Origin of the sequence: Microbispora sp. NPDC049633, assembly GCF_040675265.1 — a bacterium.
Classification (GTDB): domain Bacteria; phylum Actinomycetota; class Actinomycetes; order Streptosporangiales; family Streptosporangiaceae; genus Microbispora; species Microbispora maris.
In genome coordinates, this window is record NZ_JBFAOO010000034.1 from 16107 (window position 1) to 35364 (window position 19258).

15 protein-coding genes are annotated in these 19258 nt (G+C 70.8%); 10 read left to right on the plus strand and 5 right to left on the minus strand.

Annotated elements, in window-relative coordinates:
- The first annotated feature begins 262 nt into the window (after positions 1-262).
- The 10 genes from AB0J39_RS11885 to AB0J39_RS11930 all read left to right on the plus strand — a co-directional run bounded on the left by AB0J39_RS11885 (position 263) and on the right by AB0J39_RS11930 (position 13607).
- Positions 263-1093 (plus strand): hypothetical protein, encoded by an 831-nt coding sequence (locus AB0J39_RS11885; protein WP_363463494.1) that lies wholly within the window; start codon positions 263-265, stop codon positions 1091-1093.
- Positions 1094-1454: 361 nt separating this feature from the next.
- Positions 1455-2465, plus strand: a complete 1011-nt coding sequence (locus AB0J39_RS11890) for a conjugal transfer protein (RefSeq protein ID WP_363463496.1) — start codon at positions 1455-1457, stop codon at positions 2463-2465.
- Between the two features lie 50 nt (positions 2466-2515).
- Entirely contained in the window at positions 2516-2803 is a 288-nt protein-coding gene (locus AB0J39_RS11895; RefSeq protein WP_346226989.1) for a hypothetical protein, read from the plus strand.
- Between the two features lie 22 nt (positions 2804-2825).
- Positions 2826-5429: a TcpE family conjugal transfer membrane protein gene (locus tag AB0J39_RS11900; protein WP_363463498.1), complete on the plus strand. Its 2604-nt coding sequence runs from the start codon at positions 2826-2828 to the stop codon at positions 5427-5429.
- Positions 5430-5459: 30 nt separating this feature from the next.
- Positions 5460-7937 carry an ATP-binding protein gene (locus AB0J39_RS11905; RefSeq protein ID WP_363463500.1) on the plus strand — a complete coding sequence of 826 codons (2478 nt, stop codon included), beginning with the start codon at positions 5460-5462 and terminating at the stop codon, positions 7935-7937.
- Positions 7934-10357 carry a hypothetical protein gene (locus tag AB0J39_RS11910; RefSeq protein WP_363463502.1) on the plus strand — a complete coding sequence of 808 codons (2424 nt, stop codon included), beginning with the start codon at positions 7934-7936 and terminating at the stop codon, positions 10355-10357. Before AB0J39_RS11905 ends, AB0J39_RS11910 begins: the two co-directional genes overlap by 4 nt.
- On the plus strand, positions 10357-11007 hold the full coding sequence (locus AB0J39_RS11915; protein WP_363463504.1) for a hypothetical protein: 651 nt from the start codon (positions 10357-10359) through the stop codon (positions 11005-11007). Before AB0J39_RS11910 ends, AB0J39_RS11915 begins: the two co-directional genes overlap by 1 nt.
- A complete protein-coding gene (locus AB0J39_RS11920) occupies positions 11004-12125 on the plus strand; it encodes a bifunctional lytic transglycosylase/C40 family peptidase (RefSeq protein WP_363463505.1) in 1122 nt (373 codons plus the stop codon). Before AB0J39_RS11915 ends, AB0J39_RS11920 begins: the two co-directional genes overlap by 4 nt.
- The gene (locus AB0J39_RS11925) at positions 12122-12520 is read left to right on the plus strand and encodes a (deoxy)nucleoside triphosphate pyrophosphohydrolase (protein WP_363463507.1); all 399 of its coding nucleotides are present in this window, start codon (positions 12122-12124) and stop codon (positions 12518-12520) included. Before AB0J39_RS11920 ends, AB0J39_RS11925 begins: the two co-directional genes overlap by 4 nt.
- Before the next feature lie 94 nt (positions 12521-12614).
- A complete protein-coding gene (locus tag AB0J39_RS11930) occupies positions 12615-13607 on the plus strand; it encodes a hypothetical protein (protein WP_363463509.1) in 993 nt (330 codons plus the stop codon).
- 49 nt (positions 13608-13656) lie between these two features.
- Here AB0J39_RS11930 and AB0J39_RS11935 read toward each other — a convergent pair whose 3' ends face one another.
- The 5 genes from AB0J39_RS11935 to AB0J39_RS11955 form a co-directional block, all read right to left on the minus strand.
- Positions 13657-14409, minus strand: coding sequence for a succinate dehydrogenase/fumarate reductase iron-sulfur subunit (locus tag AB0J39_RS11935; protein WP_346226997.1), 753 nt, complete (start codon positions 14407-14409; stop codon positions 13657-13659).
- Positions 14409-16295 carry a fumarate reductase/succinate dehydrogenase flavoprotein subunit gene (locus tag AB0J39_RS11940; RefSeq protein WP_363463511.1) on the minus strand — a complete coding sequence of 629 codons (1887 nt, stop codon included), beginning with the start codon at positions 16293-16295 and terminating at the stop codon, positions 14409-14411. Before AB0J39_RS11940 ends, AB0J39_RS11935 begins: the two co-directional genes overlap by 1 nt.
- A 9-nt stretch (positions 16296-16304) precedes the next feature.
- Positions 16305-16859 carry a hypothetical protein gene (locus tag AB0J39_RS11945; protein WP_363463513.1) on the minus strand — a complete coding sequence of 185 codons (555 nt, stop codon included), beginning with the start codon at positions 16857-16859 and terminating at the stop codon, positions 16305-16307.
- Between the two features lie 378 nt (positions 16860-17237).
- On the minus strand, positions 17238-17675 hold the full coding sequence (locus tag AB0J39_RS11950; protein ID WP_363463515.1) for a response regulator: 438 nt from the start codon (positions 17673-17675) through the stop codon (positions 17238-17240).
- Entirely contained in the window at positions 17668-19257 is a 1590-nt protein-coding gene (locus AB0J39_RS11955; RefSeq protein ID WP_363463516.1) for an ATP-binding protein, read from the minus strand. Before AB0J39_RS11955 ends, AB0J39_RS11950 begins: the two co-directional genes overlap by 8 nt.
- Position 19258: the final 1 nt, after the last annotated feature.

Genomic DNA, 19258 nt, shown 5'->3' on the forward strand with positions numbered 1-19258 from the left:
GCAGCCCTCCCACCGGTCAGATCCTCCATGGCCTGCGGAAACGCTTGGGCCAACTGCCCTAGACGCGTTCGGGAGGCTCGTTGAAGCATCGGAATGAGGCCGTTTGGGTGCGAAGTCGCCCGTGAATTCTCCCTTTTCGTGACACATTCCATCGGTGCCGTAATCCGGCGCGGGCGGAAGGGAGGCGGCCGAATTCGGGCACCGGGAAAAAGCCCAGGTGGCCCGACCTGCCGAGGCCCCGATCGGGCCCAAGGAGGGGACCATGCATCGGAAATCCAGACAGCTCGCTCTCGCGGCGATTGTCGCCTCGACCTTCACGGCCGGCGGGATCGCGCTGCTCGGCGGCACCGCCTCCGCGGCCACCGGCGCATCCCAGGCGGGTGAGCCCGGCGGCTCCGTGCGGTCGACGTCGTACACCATCAGCGAGCCGATGCTGGCGACGGAGTCCGCATCCCGGGCCAGGACGATCTCGGCTCCGCTGATCAGCGCGCCGCTGATCACGGAGAGCGCGTCGGCCTTCGCCCCCGAGTCGCTCCCGGCGACCGGCCTGATGTCCCAGGCGCCGCAGCTCACCGTCTCCATGCCGCAGATGTCCGTCGCGGCGCTGCCGCGGACCGTCTCGGTCACGGCACGCGAGCAGTTCCCGGCGCAGTGGTCCGCACGGCAGTACAGCGGTTCCAGCCTCCACAGCTCGTCGTGGCGCAGCGAGTCGGCGGGCGGCGTGAGCCTGCGCAGCGAGGCGTTCCCGTCCGCGTCGATGGAGCAGATGGCGGAGGAGGCCCGGCAGAGCATCAGGGACGAGGCCAGCAGCGCCAGGCAGCAGATCATGCAGGAGGCGACGGACGCGCAGCAGCGCATCGAGCAGATGTCCCTGAACGCACAGCAGCAGCTGTCGGAGACGCAGTCGCAGTCGTCGGCGAGCCAGTCGCAGAGCTCCTCCTCGCTGCCGCAGAGCGCTCCGGAAAGCGCTCTGGGAAGCGCCCCGGAGAGCCTTCCGCCCGCGATCTCGGGTCCGGAGAGCGCGCCGCCGGCGGGCATCCCGGAGACGTCGTCCTCCTCGTCCTCCTCGTCCTCCTCGGGGGCGTGCCAGTAGGGCGCAGGCACCGTTCACGACACGACGGCCCCGCTCGGCGCGGGGCCGTCGGCTGTCCGGGGTGGGGGTGCGGTCGGTTTCGATATGCCTGCGAGCTGCGAAGACAGCAATAGGTGGCGGTTAGGTAATCGATGCCCCGGCTGGCCAGGCGTAACGCGCTTTTCCGCGGAGTGGATAGGCGTGGGGCGTCTCGGCGGGATGTGGACCCGGTTTGCTCGGTCGCGGCGATGCTTGCAACATGGGCGTGGCTTACCTGGAAGAATTGGTGAGACCGCTAGGGTGAATACTTCAATGCGGTTAACCGGATCGAGAGCAAGAGGAAACCGCGCCAGCCGGAGGGATCGGCGCGAGCGGAGGCGTGATGGCTCGCAGGTCAGACGTCCAGCAGGATCCGCGGATCGCTGGCGACCCTGACCCGTACCCACTGGAGGGCTTCGATCCCGCGAGCGCCGCGCGCGCCGCGGCCCCTCGCCGCAGAGGCTGGAGCGGCGGTGGAGGACGCTGGCTCGTCTGGACCGGGCGGGTCATCCTCTGGGCGCTGATCGTCGTCATCGTGGTCAACGGCGTCCGCGCGGTGTTCGAGCGCTCCACGCAGGACGACGGCGCCCCCTCGACGCCGGCCGGGACGGCCACCTCCGGATTCCCGGCGACGCAGGCGGCGGCTTTCGCCAACCAGTTCGCGGCGGTCTACCTCAACTACGACGCGGCCAGCCCCCAGCAGCGCGCGGAACGGCTGAAGTCGTTCCTGCCGGAGGGCGCGGACGACCAGTTCGGCTGGAACGGCTACGGGCGCATGTCGGCGGGGGCCTTCCAGTTCGCCGGGATCGAGGTCGTCGACGACCACAACGCGAAGGTGACCGTGACGTACCAGTCCGGAGGCAGCCGCGGGTTGCTGTCCGTGCCGGTCTACTACGACACCGGCAGGTTCGTGGTCGCGGCCCAGCCTGCCCTGCTGCCCGCGCCGGGGCCGGCCGGCCTGCCGCAGCTCCCGGACCCCGACCGCGACTCCGCCACCGAGGCCGAACTGCGTCCCCAGCTCGAAGGCTTCTTCAAGGCGTACGCCGCGGGCAACCAGGTCGACCTGCAGCGGTACGTCGCGAGCGGCGTGACCGTCAACGGGTTCGACGGCGAGTTCACCCTCGCCGAGCTGAAGGACGTCGTGGTCCCGCCGGGCGGCACCGACAGCAGGAAGGTCACGGCGGTGGTCGTGTGGGCGGTGGCGTCCGGCGAGCAGGCGGCGCTGGCGAGCCCGTCGCAGGACCCGGCGGCGCAGCCCGCCGGTCTCGAGCAGGCCTATGAGTTGACGATCGAAAAGCAGGGCGGCAAGTGGTTCGTCAGGGACATCCAGGGTGCGAACCGGTCCGTGGGGTAGCGCATGCCCGGCAAAGACATCGCTGATCCACACCCCCGGGAGGGCGAGAGTTGATACTGAAGACCATCGCGGACCACGTCCTTGATCTGGCCGCGCCGTCGCCGGCGCCGACGACAGGCATCAACACCGAAGGTCTCGCCGACTTCCTCCGGAAGTTCTTCGCCCCGCTCTTCCTCGCGGTCGTCTCCGTCGTGGCGCTCTTCTTCCTCTTCACCCGCGAGATCACCAGGTTCGTCCAGTTCATCATCCTGGCGATCGCGATCGGCGTGATCTTCTACGTTCCCAACATCATCGAGGTGACGGCGAAGGCGATCGCGGGCGCACTTGGCATCAAGTGACCGGGCGGAGAGGAGGTTCGGGGTGGATCTGCCCACATATACAAATATTTGGCGCATCGAGAAGCGGCTGTACAAGCTGTACGACCTACGGCTGCCGATGCCGCTTCCGGTCGTCTGGATCGGTGTGTTCGTGGGTGTCTCCGTGCCGTGGTGGGTCTTCCTGTACCTGATCGGCCTGCCCTTCGCGGCGCCGTGGCACGTCATCTACCTGGTTCCCCCCGGCGTGCTCACCTGGCTGTCCACCCGTCCCGTCATCGAGAACAAGCGTCTCACCGAGCTGCTCCAGTCGCAGCTCCGCTACGTGAGCGAGCCCCGGACCTGGTGCCGGATGGCCCCGTTCGACGAGCCGGACGAGATCGCCCTCACGGCGCGCGTCTGGCGGACCACGCCGCCGGCCATGGTGGCGAACGACAGGGCGGCGAAGGGCAGGGTGGCGAACGACAGGGCGGCGAACGGCAGGGCGGCCCGCAAGGCGCGCCGTGCCCTCTCGGTCAAGGTGCCGGTCGCGGAGGTCCCCGGAACCGGCGCACGGCCGGCCTCGGGCGCTGCGCGCGCGGGCGCGCGTGAGGTGGACCCCTCGCGTGTCGTACGCCCGGCGGTGGCGGCCGCCGCGGCCGCCGCCGCACCGGTCGTCGCCGACACCCCGGCCCCGATCCCGGCCATCACCGCCCGCGGCGGCGGCGCCGGCGGTGAGCGCGTCTTCTACCTCCCGGAGCCGACCGCATCTCCCGTACGTGAGGAGGCGCGGGGCAGAAACGCCATCGGCCCGGATCGTGAGCGCGAGCAGCAGCACGAGAGCCGCAACGACCACGAGGACCACGAGGACCACGAGCCGCGCCCCGCCCTTCCGGCCTCGCCCGCCGCTCCCGTCGAGGCTCCGGACGCGCCCGCCGTCCCGCCCATCGGCACGGAGACGCTGCGCCGCCTGCGCAGGCTCGCCGCTTCGGCCGAACCGCGCGCCGTGGGGCACTCCGGTGTGACCCCCTTCGCCGAGGCGCCCCTGCGGCCCGTCGAGCAGGAGCCGGAGAAGACACCGGCGGCGGAGACAGCGGCGGAGACAGCGGCGGAGGAGGCACGGGCGGAGATAGCACGGGTGGAGGAGGCGCCGGCGGCGGAGGAGACGCCCTCCGCGCCCCAGGAGCCCGCAGGTGGCGAGCGGGACGCCGAGGCGCTCGAGCAGCATCGCAAGGGCCGGCCGCCACGGCTCGTGCGGCCCCGGGTGCCGGGGGACGCCTGGGGCGAGCCGTCCCGGACCTCCTCGCCGGAGCCGGAGCAGACGCCTCAGGCGGCGGACGAGGCGCCCGCGGACAAAGCGCCCGCGGACACGGGAGACGCGACCACGGAAGACGCGGAGAGGCACGAGCCCGTGACGGCCGCTACCGCCGCGACCGACGCTCCTGCGGAGCCCGCTCCCGCCGCGACGGACGCTCCTGCGGAGCCCACGACGCCGGACGCCGGTTCCGCCGCGGACGCCGCGCGGGAGGGGACGCACGCACCGGGGTCCCGGCCGTACGGGAACGCCGGGGGCGCGCCCCGTGGTGCCGCTGCCCGCGCCCCGGGCGCGGGGGAGGTGACGCCTCCCGCGGCCCCCTCGGGAGTGTCGATCCGGGCCGTGCCCGCGGGCCCTCGGGCGGCAGGCCCGGCCGGGCCCGCCCGGCCGTCGCTGCCCGCCCCGGGCAGGACCACCCCCGGCAGGCCGGCGCACGAGGAGCCGCCACGGCTGCGCCGGGTCGAGTCCGTCGTCGGCCGTGACACCTCGGGCGGCTGGCGGCGCCTGGCACAGGTCGTCGTGGGCGGCAGCCGTACGGACGGCATGGAGGTCGACGAGGCCCGGGCCCGCGTCCCGCTCACCAGCAGCAGCCGGATCATGGTGCTCGGCTGCACGGGCGGCGCCGGGCAGACGACCACGGCGTTAATGCTGGGCCACACGCTGGCCCGTTACCGGGAGGACCGCGTGCTCGCGCTCGACGCGAACACCGGAGAGGACACGCTCACGACGAGGATCGCCGCCGAATCCCCCGAGACGCTGAGCTCGCTCATCGAGAGCTCGGAAGAGGTGACCGGCTACCTCGGCATGCGGGCGTACACGACGCGCTGTGAATCGGGACTGGAGGTCGTCGGGGCGGACACCGACGACCGGGTGACGCAGCGCCTGGCGGATCGCGCGTTCCTGTCCGACTGGCGCAGGACGCTCGCCGCGCTCGACCGGCACTACCGGCTTACCGTGATCGACCCCGCGGCCGCGCTGGCCGCCCGGCTCCTGCCGTACGCCGACCAGCTCGTGCTGGTCGCCCCCGCGAGCGAGGACGCCTCCGAGGCGGTGGCGATGACCTACGAGTGGCTCGACGGGCACGGCTGCTCCGACCTGAGGCGCCGCGCCGTGATGGTGATCAACGGCGTGAGCCGCCGCAGCCTCCCCGACGTGGAGCAGGCCGAGGCGGTGGCCAGCGGCCGCTGCCGGGCCATCGTCCGGGTGCCGTGGGAGGACGAGCTGGCTCCCGGGCGGCCGGGACCGGTCGACGTCAATCACCTCCGAATGGGCGGCCGCAGGGCGTACGTTGCGCTTGCGGGTGTGATCGCGAGCGGCCTGGCGACTGTCCAGGCCAAGCAGGAGGTGGCCAGATGAGGGGCGAGCGAGGAAGCTGGTGAGAGGTCGATGAGCAGGGCGCGTAGTCGCCTCGCGGTCCGTTACTTCGACGATCGCGTTCTCCTCACCGACTCGGCGGCCTGGGCCTACTTCCGGCTGCCGACGGTGAGTTACGAGTTCCTCACCCCCGAGGAGCGCGAGGCGCTGGCCACCAACATCACGATCGCGCTGGCCGCGATCAGAATGCAGGACGCCGAGGTGCACCTGCGGATCGCGCACCGGGCCTATCCGGCCGCCGAGTGGGCGATGGCGCTGAACTCGACCTCGGACGAGGGCCCGGGGTGGCGTGAGTACCTGGAGGAGATGTACCGCCACGTCTGGGCGAAGGACTTCTGGAGCAAGGAGATCTATCTCGGTGTACGGCTCGGGCCGCGCGGCGCGCAGCTCGGCACCGGAGTGCTGGCCCAGCTCTTCGGCTTCTACCAGCGCAGCGAGAAGACGCTCGGCATCGAGGACGACCACGTGCCGGACAAGGAGATCGCCCGGTGGACCGAGGCGGCGGAACGGCTCGGCCGGGCTCTCGCCTCCAGCGCGTTGTACGCCCGCCACGCGACCTCCACGGAGATCGCCTGGCTGTACCAGCACGCGGCGGCGGGCGGCCTCGGTGAGCCGCTGCCCTCGGCCACGCCGCGCCGCAGGTGGGGCAAGGGCGAGATCGAGTCGCTGGTCGAGGGGCAGATCCACAACGGCAGGTCGCTGCTGCGCATCGAGCAGCCGGCCGGAGACTCCTGGACCGCGCACCTGTCGTTCGCCCGGTTCCCCGACCTGATGCCGTTCCCCGACGGGGAGCCGTGGCTGCACTTCGCCGACCAGTTGCCGTTCCCGGTGGAGATTTCCAGCCGGATGCGGCTGATCCCCCCGGTCAGGGCGAGCAAGGACGTGGCGCGCAAGCTGGCCCACGCCCGCGACATGGACATCCACATCCGTGAGGCGGGGGCCGAGGCGCCGCTCGCGCTGGCCGAGCAGATCGACGCCGCCCGCATGCTGGAGCACGGCATCACCAAGGAGCGCCTGCCGTTCGTGTACGGCTGGCACCGGCTCAGCGTCAGCGCGCCGACCGAGGAGATGTGCGTGCAGCGCGTCGAGGCCGTCGTGGAGCACTACCGCGACATCGGCATCGACGTCGTCAACTCCACCGGCGACCAGTTCTCGCTGTTCTGTGAGGCCCTTCCGGGTGAGCGGCTGCGGGTCAACGCGTACGCCCAGCGGCAGCCGCTGCGCACGATCGCGGGCGGCATGGCCACCGCGACCGTCGAGCTCGGCGACCGGGTGGACGAGTCGAACGCCGGATGGATCGGGCCGTACGTCGGGGAGACGCTGGGACGGGCCCGCAGCATCGTGCACTTCGACCCGCTCGTCGCGGCGGCGCGCAACCGCCCGACCGCCATCGCGATCACCGGTGAACCGGGCGGCGGCAAGACCACGCTCGCGTTGCTGCTGATCTACCAGATGGCACTGCGCGGCGTCACGATCGCGGTCATCGACCCCAAGGGCGACGCCGAGTCGCTCGTACGGCTGCTGCAACGGCGGGGCCGTAAGGCGCGGGTCATCCCACTGGGGTCGGCCGCGCCGGGCCTGCTCGACCCGTTTTCGTTCGGCGACGACATCGCGACGAAGAAGACGATGGCGACCGAGACCCTGCGGCTGCTGCTGCCGAGGATGTCCGAGGAGCGCGAGTCCGCCATGATCCAGGCGGTCGCCGCGGTCTCCAACGAACCCGACCCCTCACTGGGCAAGGTGGTCGGCCATTTGGAACAGTCGACCGACCCGGCGTCCAAGAACCTCGGGGCCGTGCTCCGATCGATGTCGGAGATGCACCTGGCCCGGCTGTGCTTCGACGCCTCGGGCGGCGAGCAGATCGACACCGAGGGCTGGACGACCGTGTTCACGCTCGGCGGCCTCACGCTGCCCGACGTGATGACGGTCAGGGACGACTACTCCTACGAGCAGCGGCTGTCGGTCGCGCTGCTCTACCTGGTGTCGCAGTTCGCGCGTCGTCTGATGAACGGGCTCGACCGGCGCACGCCGAAGGCGATCTTCCTCGACGAGGCGTGGGCGATCACGTCCACGCCCGAGGGCGCCAAGCTCGTGCCCGAGGTCTCCCGGATGGGCCGCTCGCGCAACACCGCGCTCGTCCTGGTCTCGCAGAACGCCGGTGACCTGCTCAACGAGCAGGTGACCAACTGTCTGTCGTCGGTCTTCGCGTTCCGATCGACCGAACGCGTGGAGGTCGAGCACGTGATGGAGCTCCTCGGCGTGGACCCGTCGGAGGAGCACAAGGCGGTGCTGCGCTCCCTGGGCAACGGGGAGTGCGTCTTCCGGGATCTGGACGGCCGGGCAGGCCGTATCGGGGTGGACCTTATCTCGGAGGAACTGCTGCGCTGGCTTGACACCAATCCGACACACGACAAACCCAGCGAGAACGTGCATGATCTTCTTGACGGGGGCTCCGGTCGGTCGGGGGTCGCGCAGGAGGTGCGATCGTGAGCGTGCGCAGGAACGATCCCAGGGGTCGCACCAAAGAGGGCGGCAGACGCGGCAGGCGGATTCGCCGGACCCTGGCTCTGCTGTTCGTCGCCTTCGCGGCGTTCGTGACGCTTCCGCTGGTCTTCCCGGCGGACACGGCGAGCGCCGTCGGGCCCTGCGACCTGTCGCCGGCCCTCGCCCCGGAGATAGTGGGCGGCGGCGTCGACGGGCTGGTCCAACCCCCGGCCGGGGACGTGACCGCGGCCGCCGGCCAGAACGCCGAACAGGCGCCGAAGGCGCCGGCGACCAACTACGAGCGGTACGGCATGGCGGGCCAGTTCTGGCACACCTACGACCTCGGGTGTTCCGACGTCACGGCCGTGCTCGGCAACGCCTGGGCCAACACGGTCTTCTCGTGGGCCAAGGCCGTCGACCGGCTGACGATCAGCACCTACCAGGCGGCGGCCACCGAGGGCCCGCTGCAGCCCATCAAGGACGTCGCCGACAAGATCGTCACCAACCTCGCCGACGCGATGTACTGGCCGTACCTGCGGCCGATCGTCATCCTCGGCGCGATCTGGCTGGCGTGGTACGGCCTGATCCGCAAGCGCGCGACGACGACCACCGAGGGCGTCATCTGGATGGTCCTCGCGGTCACGGTCGCCATCTGGTTCTTCAGCCGCCCGGGTGACTTCACCAGCCTCGGCAAGACCGTGACCGACAAGACCGGCGAGATCGTCAACTCGGCGTTCTCGGGGCTGCCCGGGGCGGGCGGCGCGTCCTGCCTGCCGATGAACGAGACCGCGCCCGGCGAGGTGCCGAGCGAGCCCACCGCGGGTGGCTACGGCCGCCAGGGCACGCCCGGCGTGGCGCAGAACGCCGACGCGCTGTGGTCGGTCCTGGTCTGCAAGCCGTGGCTGATGGGCGAGTTCGGCACCGCCGATCCCGACGCCGGTCTCGTCAAGGGCCTCGGCGCCAAGCTGCTCGGCATCCAGGCGATAGACGCCGCGGAGCAGGCGGACAGGCAGACGCCGGCCTCCGACTCCCACCAGAAGCGGTTCGAGGAGGAGGTCGCCAAGCCGCTGGAGAGCACCCCGGCCTACTTCCTCTTCCAGGGCAAGGACTGGACGAGCCGCCTGGGCATCGCGATCGGCGCGTTCATCGCGGCGATGGTCGCCGGGCTGCTCATCTTCCTCGTCGCGGTGTCGTTGCTCGTCCTGAAGGTCGGCTTCCTGCTGCTGCTGATGCTCGGACCGATCTTCCTGTTGATCGGCGTGCACCCGGGGTCGGGCCGCATCATCGCCATGCGCTGGGTGGAGATGCTGATCGGCACCCTGCTGCGCCAGGCCGTGCTGGCCCTGGTGCTCGGGGTCCTCGTGTACGGCTACGCGCTGATCATCTCGACCACCCTGCCCTGGGGCATGCAGATCCTGTTCATGGCGCTGATGACGATCGCGGTCTTCTTCTACAGACGGCCGTTCCAGCATCTGTTCGCCTCGATGGACGGGCACACGATCACCACTCGGATGCTCGGCGAGGCCACCACCGCGCCGACGCTGTCGCGGGCGGCCAACGCGCTGCCGCCGGTCGCGGCGGCCCGGGCGGGCCGGTGGGGCCTGCGCAAGGCCGAGCCGGTCATCGGCGCGGCCATGATGGCGACCGGCGCGGCCACGGCCGCCGCCGCGGCGGGCGTGGCCCAGGGCCGCGTGCGCGGCGAGGAGGGCGCGGGCAACGCCGCCGCCCAGGCCGGAGCACGTGCGGGCGCGCAACCCGCGCCGCTCGACGCCGACGCGCAGGGGGCCGGCCGCCGCAAGGCCGGAGTCGCCGCCGCACGTCCGGGAACGGCCCCGCCGCTGAACCTGTCGGGCGTCCGGCCCGCCTCCCCGGCCCGGTCCGCCGCACAGGCCTCCGCACCGTCGTCGGCGTCGTCGGGGGGGAGCCCGGCCGCCCCGCCGCAGCGGGTCACCGGCGCCTCCGCCGCGCCCGCGGCGCCGTCCCGCGCCGGTTCGGGCGGCGGAACCAGCGGTGGCCCGGGCGGCGGTTCGAGCGGTGGCTCGGGTGGTGGCTGGTTCAGCGGCAGGTCGGGTGGCTGGGCCTCCCGGCCGTCGTCCCCGCGTCCGTCCGGTGGCGGCTCGGGCGGGTTCTTCGGCGGCTCGCGCGGCTCGTCCGGCGGATCGAGCAGGTCCGGTGGGTCGAGCAGGTCGGGCGGCTCGGGGAGCTCGGGGAGTTCGGGCGGCCTGTTCGGCGGTTCGTCCCGGCGCGGTGACGGCGGCCGTTCCCGGCCGGCGCCGCCGCGCGACTCCGGCTCGTCCTCCAGCCGTTCCCGCTCGGCCGAGCCGCCCCCGCTGTGGCTGCCGAGCAGGGGAGCGGGCACGCGCCGTGACAGCGACGCGCCGACTCCGTTCTGGGCCATGCCCGCCGACCGCGACTCCGGCGACTGATGAGAAGCCGGACCAGCGACCGGGGCAAGGGCCTGGCCTTCGCGGCGGCCGTCGTGGTGCTCGCCGCCGTCGGCGTCTACCTCACGATGGCCCCGCCGTCGAGCTCCTCCTCCGGAGGCGACGAGCAGCCGCGGGAGCAGTCCGTCGTGGCCACCGCTCCGGCGACGAGGGCCGTCCGGCAGCCCAGCCCGGTGGCCACGACCCCCGGCGCCTTCGACGTCTACGCGTACCTGCCGTTGTCGAGGGAGGAGATCGGCGCGGCGGCCGACCTGGCGCGCCGTTTCACCGAGGCGTACGGCACCTTCTCGGCCGGTGAGGAGCCTGCGGCGCGCGCCGACCGGCTGACGCGGTTCGCGACCGACGAGTTCGGCGGGCAGCTCACCAGGACCGTCACCGACCCCGCGGTGGTGGACCAGAACGAGGCCGGCCAGGTGACCTCGAAGGGGTCGGCGAAGGTGGCGACGATCCGCGACATGACGGCCAACCAGGTGGTGTTCGTCGTCGACTCGGTTCGCCACGTCACGGACAAGGACGGTCAGAAGGACGTGCCCGAGCGGTTCGCCGTGACCGTGGTCAAGGCGGGGACCGACTGGCGGGTGTACGACCTGCAACTGGCCGACGCCGGTCAGGACGGGGACACCTCGCCGTGACCGCCTCGACGCGCGTCGTGCGCAGGCTCGCGTCGGCGGGGCGGGACTGGCGGACGATCGCCGTGGCCCTGGTCGTGATCGTCCCGGTCACGCTGTTCGGCTCGATCATCCTGATGACCCCCAGCCCGTCGATCCTCCTCGGCGGCGGCGCGGCCGAGAACTGCGCCGAGGCGGCCACAGGAGACACGGCGGACGTCTCCCAGACGGCCCAGGGCGACATCCCGTCGGACTATCTGGAGCTCTACAAGAAGTTCGGCAAGCAGATCGGCGTGCAGTGGAACGTCCTGGCGGCCATCGGCAAGCGGGAGACGAATCACGGGCGCTCGACGCTGCCGGGCGTGAGCAGCGGCACCAACTACGCGGGGGCCGCCGGACCGATGCAGTTCCTCATCAGCACCTGGGGCGGCCAGGCCAAGATGAAGATCGAGCCGGGCATCAACGGCTACGCCTCCGACGGCGACGGGGACGGCTACGGCGACGTCTACAACCCCGCGGACGCCATCCTCGGCGCCGCCAGGATGCTCAAGCGCAACGGCGCCCCCGACGACCTCAGAAAGGCGATCTTCGTCTACAACCGGGCCACCTGGTACGTCGACCAGGTGCTGGAGATCGCCAAACGCTACGCGGCGACCGGGGACATCGGGGTGCCGCCCGAGGCCGACCCGGCCTGCGACTCCGGCTACGTCGACAGCGCCACCGACGACGTCGTGCGCGACATCCTCGAGTACGCCCTGGCGCAACGGGGCAAGCCGTACCGGTGGGGCGGCACGGGCCCGGACGCCTTCGACTGCTCGGGGATCATCTACATGGCCTATCGGAACGCGGGTCTGAGCATTCCCCGGACGACCTTCGGCCAGTGGCCCTTCGGCGTGAAGATCGAGGAGGGTGAGGAGCGCCCCGGAGACCTCGTCTTCTTCAACGCCGGTCCGGGCACGTCCGCGGACAATCCCGGGCATGTCGGCATGGTCGTGTCGCCCGGGAAGATGATCGAGGCACGGTGCACGCTGTGCGGGCCGATCAAGGTCACGACCTACCGCGACCGGCCGAACATCGTCGGCTTCACCCGCCCGCTGGAGAACGAGACCGTCGTCGCGCAGCTCAAGCGGGCCGTGACATGACGCGCCTCGTCGTCGGCGCCGCGATCGTCGGGGACGGCCGGCTTCTGGCCGCCCAGCGTGCCACGCCCCCCGAGCTGCGCGGCGGCTGGGAGTTCCCCGGCGGGAAGGTCGACCCGGGGGAGGACGAGCGCGCGGCGCTGGTACGCGAGTGCGCGGAGGAACTCGGCGTCCAGGTCGTCCTCGGACGCCGCGTCGGAGGGGATTGGCCCCTGCCCGGCGGCCACCTGATGCACGTGTGGCTCGCCACCGTCGTCACAGGTGTGCCCCGTCCGCTGGAGCACCTCGCGCTGCGGTGGCTGGAGCCGCACGAGTTGTACGACGTCGCCTGGCTTCCGGCGGACCTGCCGGTCGTCACCGCGATCGAGAAGCTGCTGCCGGGTTCCGCGGGCACATAGTCGCCGAATCGTTCGCAATATCCGGCTTGGCTCCTCCTTTTACCGAACTACAATCGGTCTTGACCTCGGAGCCGGGCCGAACGGGAGGCGAGCGGTGATCGGACGCGCGTACATGAGAGCCGCCTCCTCGGCGGCCGCGTCCGTGGCCCTCGCCACGGTGGCGATCCTGGCCATGGGCCCGGTGATCGGCGCGAACGCCGAGCCGGTGGAGCCGTGCGACCCCGCGGACCCCCAGTGCGCCGTCGTCACGGTCACCGTCACCGCGACGCCGTCGCCCACTGGCTCGGCGGCGGCGAGCCCCACGGCCGAGCCGGTGGTGACCAAGACCGTCACCGTCACGCCGACGCCGAAGCAGACCAAACCGAAGACGCCGAAGCCGGCCGCGACGACCACCGCTCCCCCCGCGTCCACCACGGAGCAGGACCTCCCGCCGCAGACCACGCAGACGCTCCCCGCGCTGACCGACGCCCCCACCCCGAGTCCCAGCCCGTCCCCGGAGGACGACGGACAGGTGCTGCTGCCCCAGGCGTCCGCGTCGCCGGACGTGGCGCAGCAGACCCCCACCGCGGGCGCGTCGTTCGAGCAGCCCGATCCCGAGACGGTGCCGATCGAGATCCGCAACGCGTCTCCGGAGTACGACAAGCCGACGCTGGCCCACCGGCTCGCCATCCCCGCCGGGGTGCTCGTGGGAATCGCGCTGATCGCCTGGCTGATCTTCGAGGGCCGGCTGCGGAGGATGGCGCACGCCGCCGCCGTACGGCGGGGAGGCCCGGCCGCGGCGCGGACGGCCACTCCCGAGCCGGCGGCGTACCCGGCGGCCACCCCCGGCTACGCCCCGATGGTCGGCTTCGTGCCCGTTCAGTCCTACGCCATGGGATATCCGCAGCAGCCGCAGCCCTACGGCTACCCGGTGCCGTACGGCTACGCCCAGCCGTACGGCTATCCGCCGGCGGACCCAGCCCAGATGCAGGCCCAGATGCAGGCACAGCAGGCCCAGATGCAGGCACAGGGCCAGCAGTATCCGGCCCCGGCCGACCCCTGGGCCGAGGCCACCGGCCCCGGCGAGGACCCGGGCACCCGCCGCTGAAAACGAGAAGCGCCGATCGGACCGGCCGATCGGCGCTTCCTCCCCGGGCTCAGCGCTGACGTTTGAAGATCTTCGAGCCCAGCCAGACCAGCGGGTCGTACTTCCGGTCGACGACGCGTTCCTTCATCGGGATCAACGCGTTGTCGGTGATCTTGATGTGCTCGGGGCAGACCTCGGTGCAACACTTGGTGATGTTGCAGTAGCCGAGGCCGTGCTCCTCCTGCGCCGACTCCTTGCGATCCGCCACGTCGTATGGGTGCATGTCGAGCTCGGCGATCCGCATGAGGTAGCGCGGGCCGGCGAAGTTCGGCTTGTTGTCCTCATGATCGCGGATCACGTGGCAGACGTTCTGGCACATGAAGCACTCGATGCACTTGCGGAACTCCTGCGACCGCTCCACGTCGACCTGCTGCATGCGGTACTCGCCCGGCTTGACGTCGGCCGGCGGCGTGAACGACGGGATCTCGCGGGCCTTCTGGTAGTTGAACGACACGTCCGTCACCAGGTCCTTGATGACCGGGAACGTCCGCAGCGGCGTGACCGTGATGGTCTCGCTCTCCTCGAAGGTGGACATCCGGGTCATGCAGCCCAGCCGGGGCTTGCCGTTGATCTCCATCGAGCACGACCCGCACTTGCCGGCCTTGCAGTTCCATCGGACCGCGAGGTCGGGCGCCTGTGTGGCCTGGAGCCGGTGGATGACGTCGAGGACGACCTCGCCCTCGTTCACCTCGACGGTGAAGTCCTCCAGACGGCCCTCGCCGCCCTCACCGCGCCAGATGCGGAACTTCGCCTTGTATCCCATCACGACTCCTTGACCGCGGCGTCGTATTCCGCCAGCTCTTCCTCAGTGAGGTACTTCTCCAGCTCGGAGCGCTCGAACAGGCTGATGAGGTCGCCCCGCATGGACGGCTGGATCTTCTCCTCGACCGTGGCGGACGTGCCGTCCGGAGATGCGGAGCAGACCAGCAGCCTTCGCCGCCACTCGGCCGACATGCCCGGGTAGTCGTCGCGGGTGTGACCGCCGCGGCTCTCCTCCCGCAGCAGCGCGGCCTTCGCCACGCACTCGCTCACCAGGAGCATGTTTCGCAGGTCGAGCGCCAGGTGCCAGCCGGGGTTGTAGATCCGGCTGCCCGAGGAGGCGCAGTTCTTGGCCCGCTCCTTGAGCTTCTCGATGACCTGGAGGGCCTCGCTGATCTCCTCGGACTTGCGGATGATGCCGACCAGGTCGTTCATCGTGCGCTGCAGTTCGTGGTGGACCTCGTACGGGTTCTCCCCGCCGCTGCGCTCCAGCGGGGCCAAGGCCTCGGCCTTGGCCTCCTCCACGCCGGTCACGACCGGCCGCTTGGCCAGCCCGTCCACGTACGCCGCGGCTCCCGCGCCGGCCCGGCGGCCGAACACCAGCAGGTCCGACAGCGAGTTGCCGCCGAGGCGGTTCGAGCCGTGCATGCCGCCGGAGACCTCGCCGGCCGCGAACAGCCCGGGGACCGACGCCGCGCCGGTGTCGGCGTCCACCTCGACGCCGCCCATGATGTAGTGACAGGTCGGGCCGACCTGCATGGGTTCCTTGGTGATGTCGACGTCCGCCAGCTCCTTGAACTGGTGGTGCATCGACGGCAGCCGCCTGGTGATCTCGGCGGCCGGCAGGCGGGTGGACACGTCGAGGAACACGCCGCCCTGCGGTGACCCGCGTCCGGCCTTCACCTCGGCGTTGATGGCCCTGGCCACCTCGTCACGGGGCAGCAGCTCCGGCGGACGCCGGTTGTTGGCCTGGTCGTCGTACCAGCGGTCCGCCTCCTCCTCGGTCGTGGCGTACTTGTCCTTGAACACGTCCGGGATGTAGTCGAACATGAAGCGGCGGCCCTCGGAGTTACGCAGGACGCCGCCGTCGCCGCGCACCGACTCCGTCACCAGGATGCCGCGCACCGACGGGGGCCAGACCATGCCCGTCGGGTGGAACTGGATGAACTCCATGTTGATGAGCTTCGCGCCGGCGAGCAGGGCCAGCGCGTGACCGTCACCGGTGTACTCCCAGGAGTTCGACGTGACGACGAACGACTTGCCGATGCCGCCGGTGGCCAGGACCACGGCGGGGGCGTCGAAGACGATGAACTCGCCCGTCTCGCGCCAGTAGCCGAAGGCGCCGGAGATGGCGTCCCCGTCCTTCAGCAGCCGGGTGATCGTGCACTCGGCGAAGACCTTGATGTACGCCTCGGGGTCGCCGTGCAGCTTCTCGTCCTCCTGCTGCAGGGCGACGACGCGCTGCTGCAGGGTGCGGATCATCTCCAGGCCGGTACGGTCGCCCACGTGGGCGAGCCGCGGGTACTCGTGGCCGCCGAAGTTGCGCTGGCTGATCTTGCCGTCCTTGGTGCGGTCGAACAGCGCGCCCCAGGCCTCCAGCTCCCAGACCCGGTCCGGGGCCTCCTTGGCGTGCAGCTCCGCCATCCGCCAGTTGTTGAGGAACTTGCCGCCGCGCATGGTGTCGCGGAAGTGCACCATCCAGTTGTCGCTGCTGTTGACGTTGCCCATCGCGGCGGCGGCGCCGCCCTCGGCCATGACCGTGTGGGCCTTGCCGAACAGCGACTTGCAGACGATGGCCGTCCGCTTGCCCTGCTGCCGCGCCTCGATCGCCGCGCGGAGCCCCGCTCCACCGGCTCCGATGACGACGACGTCGTATTCGTGACGCTCCACTTGAAATCCTTATGCGAACGGGAAGTTGATGACGCCCTTGGCGACGAGCCGCACGTACAGGTCGGCGATCATGACCGAGAACAGCGAGGCCCAGGCGAACTTCTGGTGCTTCGCGTTGAGCTTCGAGACCAGGGTCCACGCCTTGTAGCGCAGCGGGTGCTTGGAGAAGTGGTTCAGGCGCCCGGCGGTGATGTGACGGCACGAGTGGCAGCCGAACGTGTAGCCGAGGATCAGCGCCGCGTTCGCCAGCAGGATCCAACTGCCCAGCCCGGCGGGCCTGTGCACCAGCGCGAGCACCGCGTCGTACGTCAGGATCAGGCCGATGACGATGGCGAAGTAGAAGAAGTAGCGGTGGATGTTCTGCAGGATCAGCGGCAGACGCGTCTCGCCGGTGTACTTCCCGTGCGGCTCGGCCACGGCGCACGCCGGCGGCGACAGCCAGAACGACCGGTAGTAGGCCTTGCGGTAGTAGTAGCAGGTGAGCCGGAACCCACCGGGCAGTCCGAGGATCAGTATCCCGGGCGGCAGCGCGTACCAGTCACCGAACGGGGCGAACCCGAACAACCGGGCCCCTTCGGGACATGACGTCGCCAGGCACGGCGACGAGAAAGGCGCAATGTACGGGTCGGTGAAGTAGCTCCCGTCAAAGGTCGCCCACACACCGTAAATCAAGAACAACAGGAGCCCGGCGAACGTGAACGCCGGGGCGAGCCACCATCGGTCGGTGCGAAGAGTGCGCACCCTGATCTGCGCGCGTTGTTTCCTTGCCGCGCTCTCGGCCGTTGTCTGGGTCATCGGAGACCTTCCACCCTCACTGACTCCGCGCACGCCGGAGCGACCGCGCCGTACTGCTCAGGCCGTGCGCGTTATTGGTGGGGCACACATTACGACGAGCACATCACGAAGTGTGAGGAGGGTCACTCCTCCTCCATGTGATCTCGGTCACTTCCCCGGCAGCTTGACCACGGTCACGAAGAATTCGTCGACCTGCCGTACTACCCGCGTGAACTGGTCGAAATCCACGGGTTTGGTGATGTACGCGTTGGCGTGCAGGTTATATCCACGAAGGATATCCTGCTCGGCCTCCGATGTGGTGAGGATCACAACGGGGATGCTCCGCAGGGAGGGGTCCTTCTTGACCTCCTCCAGCACCTCGAAGCCGTTCACCCGGGGCAGGTTGAGGTCGAGCAGCACCAGGTCGGGCCGGGGCGCCGAAGTGTACGGCCCCTCGCCGCGCAGGAAGGCCAGCGCCTGCTCGCCGTCGTTGACCACGTGGAGGTTGTTGCCGACCTTGTTGTAGGAGAACGCCTCCTGGCAGAGCAGGACGTCGCCCGGGTCGTCCTCGACCAGGAGGACCTCGATCGGGCGGAGTTCAGTCATCGGGATCTCCCAGGAGGGCCGGCATCGTCCAGCGGAACGTGGCTCCGGCGCTCTCGTTCGTGTCGAGCCAGATCCGGCCGCCATGATATTCCACGATTTTGCGGCACAGAGCCAGTCCGATTCCCGTCCCCGGGTAGACGTCCCTCGGGTGCAGGCGCTGGAAGATCAGGAAGATCCGGTCGGCGTACTTCGCGTCGACGCCGATCCCGTTGTCCGCACAGCTGAACTCCCACATGTCGCCGTTCCGCCGTACGCCGATGTGGACGCGGGGAGGATCCTCGGAGCGGAACTTGAGCGCGTTGCTGACCAGGTTCTGGAAGAGCTGGGTCAGCAGCGTGCGGTTGCCGAGGATCTTGGGCATGTCGTCGTTCGTGACCGTCGCGCCGGTCTCCGACAGCCGGGAGTCGAGGTTGCGCAGAGCGGCGGCCAGCGCGTCGCCCGTGTCCATCTCCTCCCGTTCGCCGCCGACCCGGCCCACCCGCGAGAAGTCGAGCAGGTCGTTGATGAGCAGCTGCATGCGGCGGGCGCCGTCGACCGCGAAGCCGATGTACTGCCGCGCGCGGTCGTCGAGGCGGTCGGCGTAGCGCTGCTCCAGCATCTGGGTGAAGCTCGCCACCTTGCGCAGCGGCTCCTGCAGGTCGTGGCTGGCCACGTAGGCGAACTGCTCCAGCTCCCGGTTGGAGCGCTTGAGCTCCTCGGTCTGCTCGGCGAGCTGCTGGCGGGCCTCGACCGACGACTGCCACTCGGTCATGATGCGGCGGCGCATCCCGTCGATGTGGCCGGACAGCTCCCACAGCTCGGCCGGCCGCTCGACCCCGAGCTCGTGGTCGAAGTCGCCCGCGGCCACGGCCCGGACCTGCCGGGTGAGCTGCGAGATCGGGCTGGTGACGGCGCGGCGCACGATCAGCGCGCAGAACACGATCGCCAGCACCATCGCGCCGGCCAGCGCCGCGACCGCCCAGTAGATGGTGTTCCATCCGGAGTAGAGCCGGTCCCTGGCGACGTCGTGCAGCCGCCCCAGCACGGCCTGCTGCTCGTCGAGGGCGGTCCTGACCGCCGAGAAGCGCTGCAGGTTGTGCTTGGCCAGGTCGGTGAGCGGGCCCGGGCCGCTCGTGAGCGTGCGCGTGACGACGGGCTCGGCGTAGTCGCGCCGCCAGGCCGTCGTGGCGTCGCTGAGCTCGCGGATCTGACGCCGCACGCCGTAGCCCTGAGGAAGATCGGGGACGAGCTTGGCGATGGCGTCCTTGGCCGACTGCTCCTCCGCGACGCCCTGGCGGTAGCTGTCGAGGTACTGCTGCTCGCCGGTCAGCCCGTAGCCGCGGATCGCGCCCTCCTGCGCCTGCACCGCCCGGGCTACCCGAAGCGTCTGCAGAGCGGCGGGATCGACCGCGTCGACGAGGGTCCGCCGGGCGTCGTACGTCGTGGAGAGCGCGAGCAGGATCGCGCCGAGCGCGATCACGAAGATGACCAGGACGCCCGCTCCGGCGAGCAGGAACCATCGGCCGACCGGCAGGCGGGAGTCCCGCCCGGACGGGGCGAGCGGGGGCAGCGGGGGCGGGGTCGTGATGTCCGGCACGCTCATG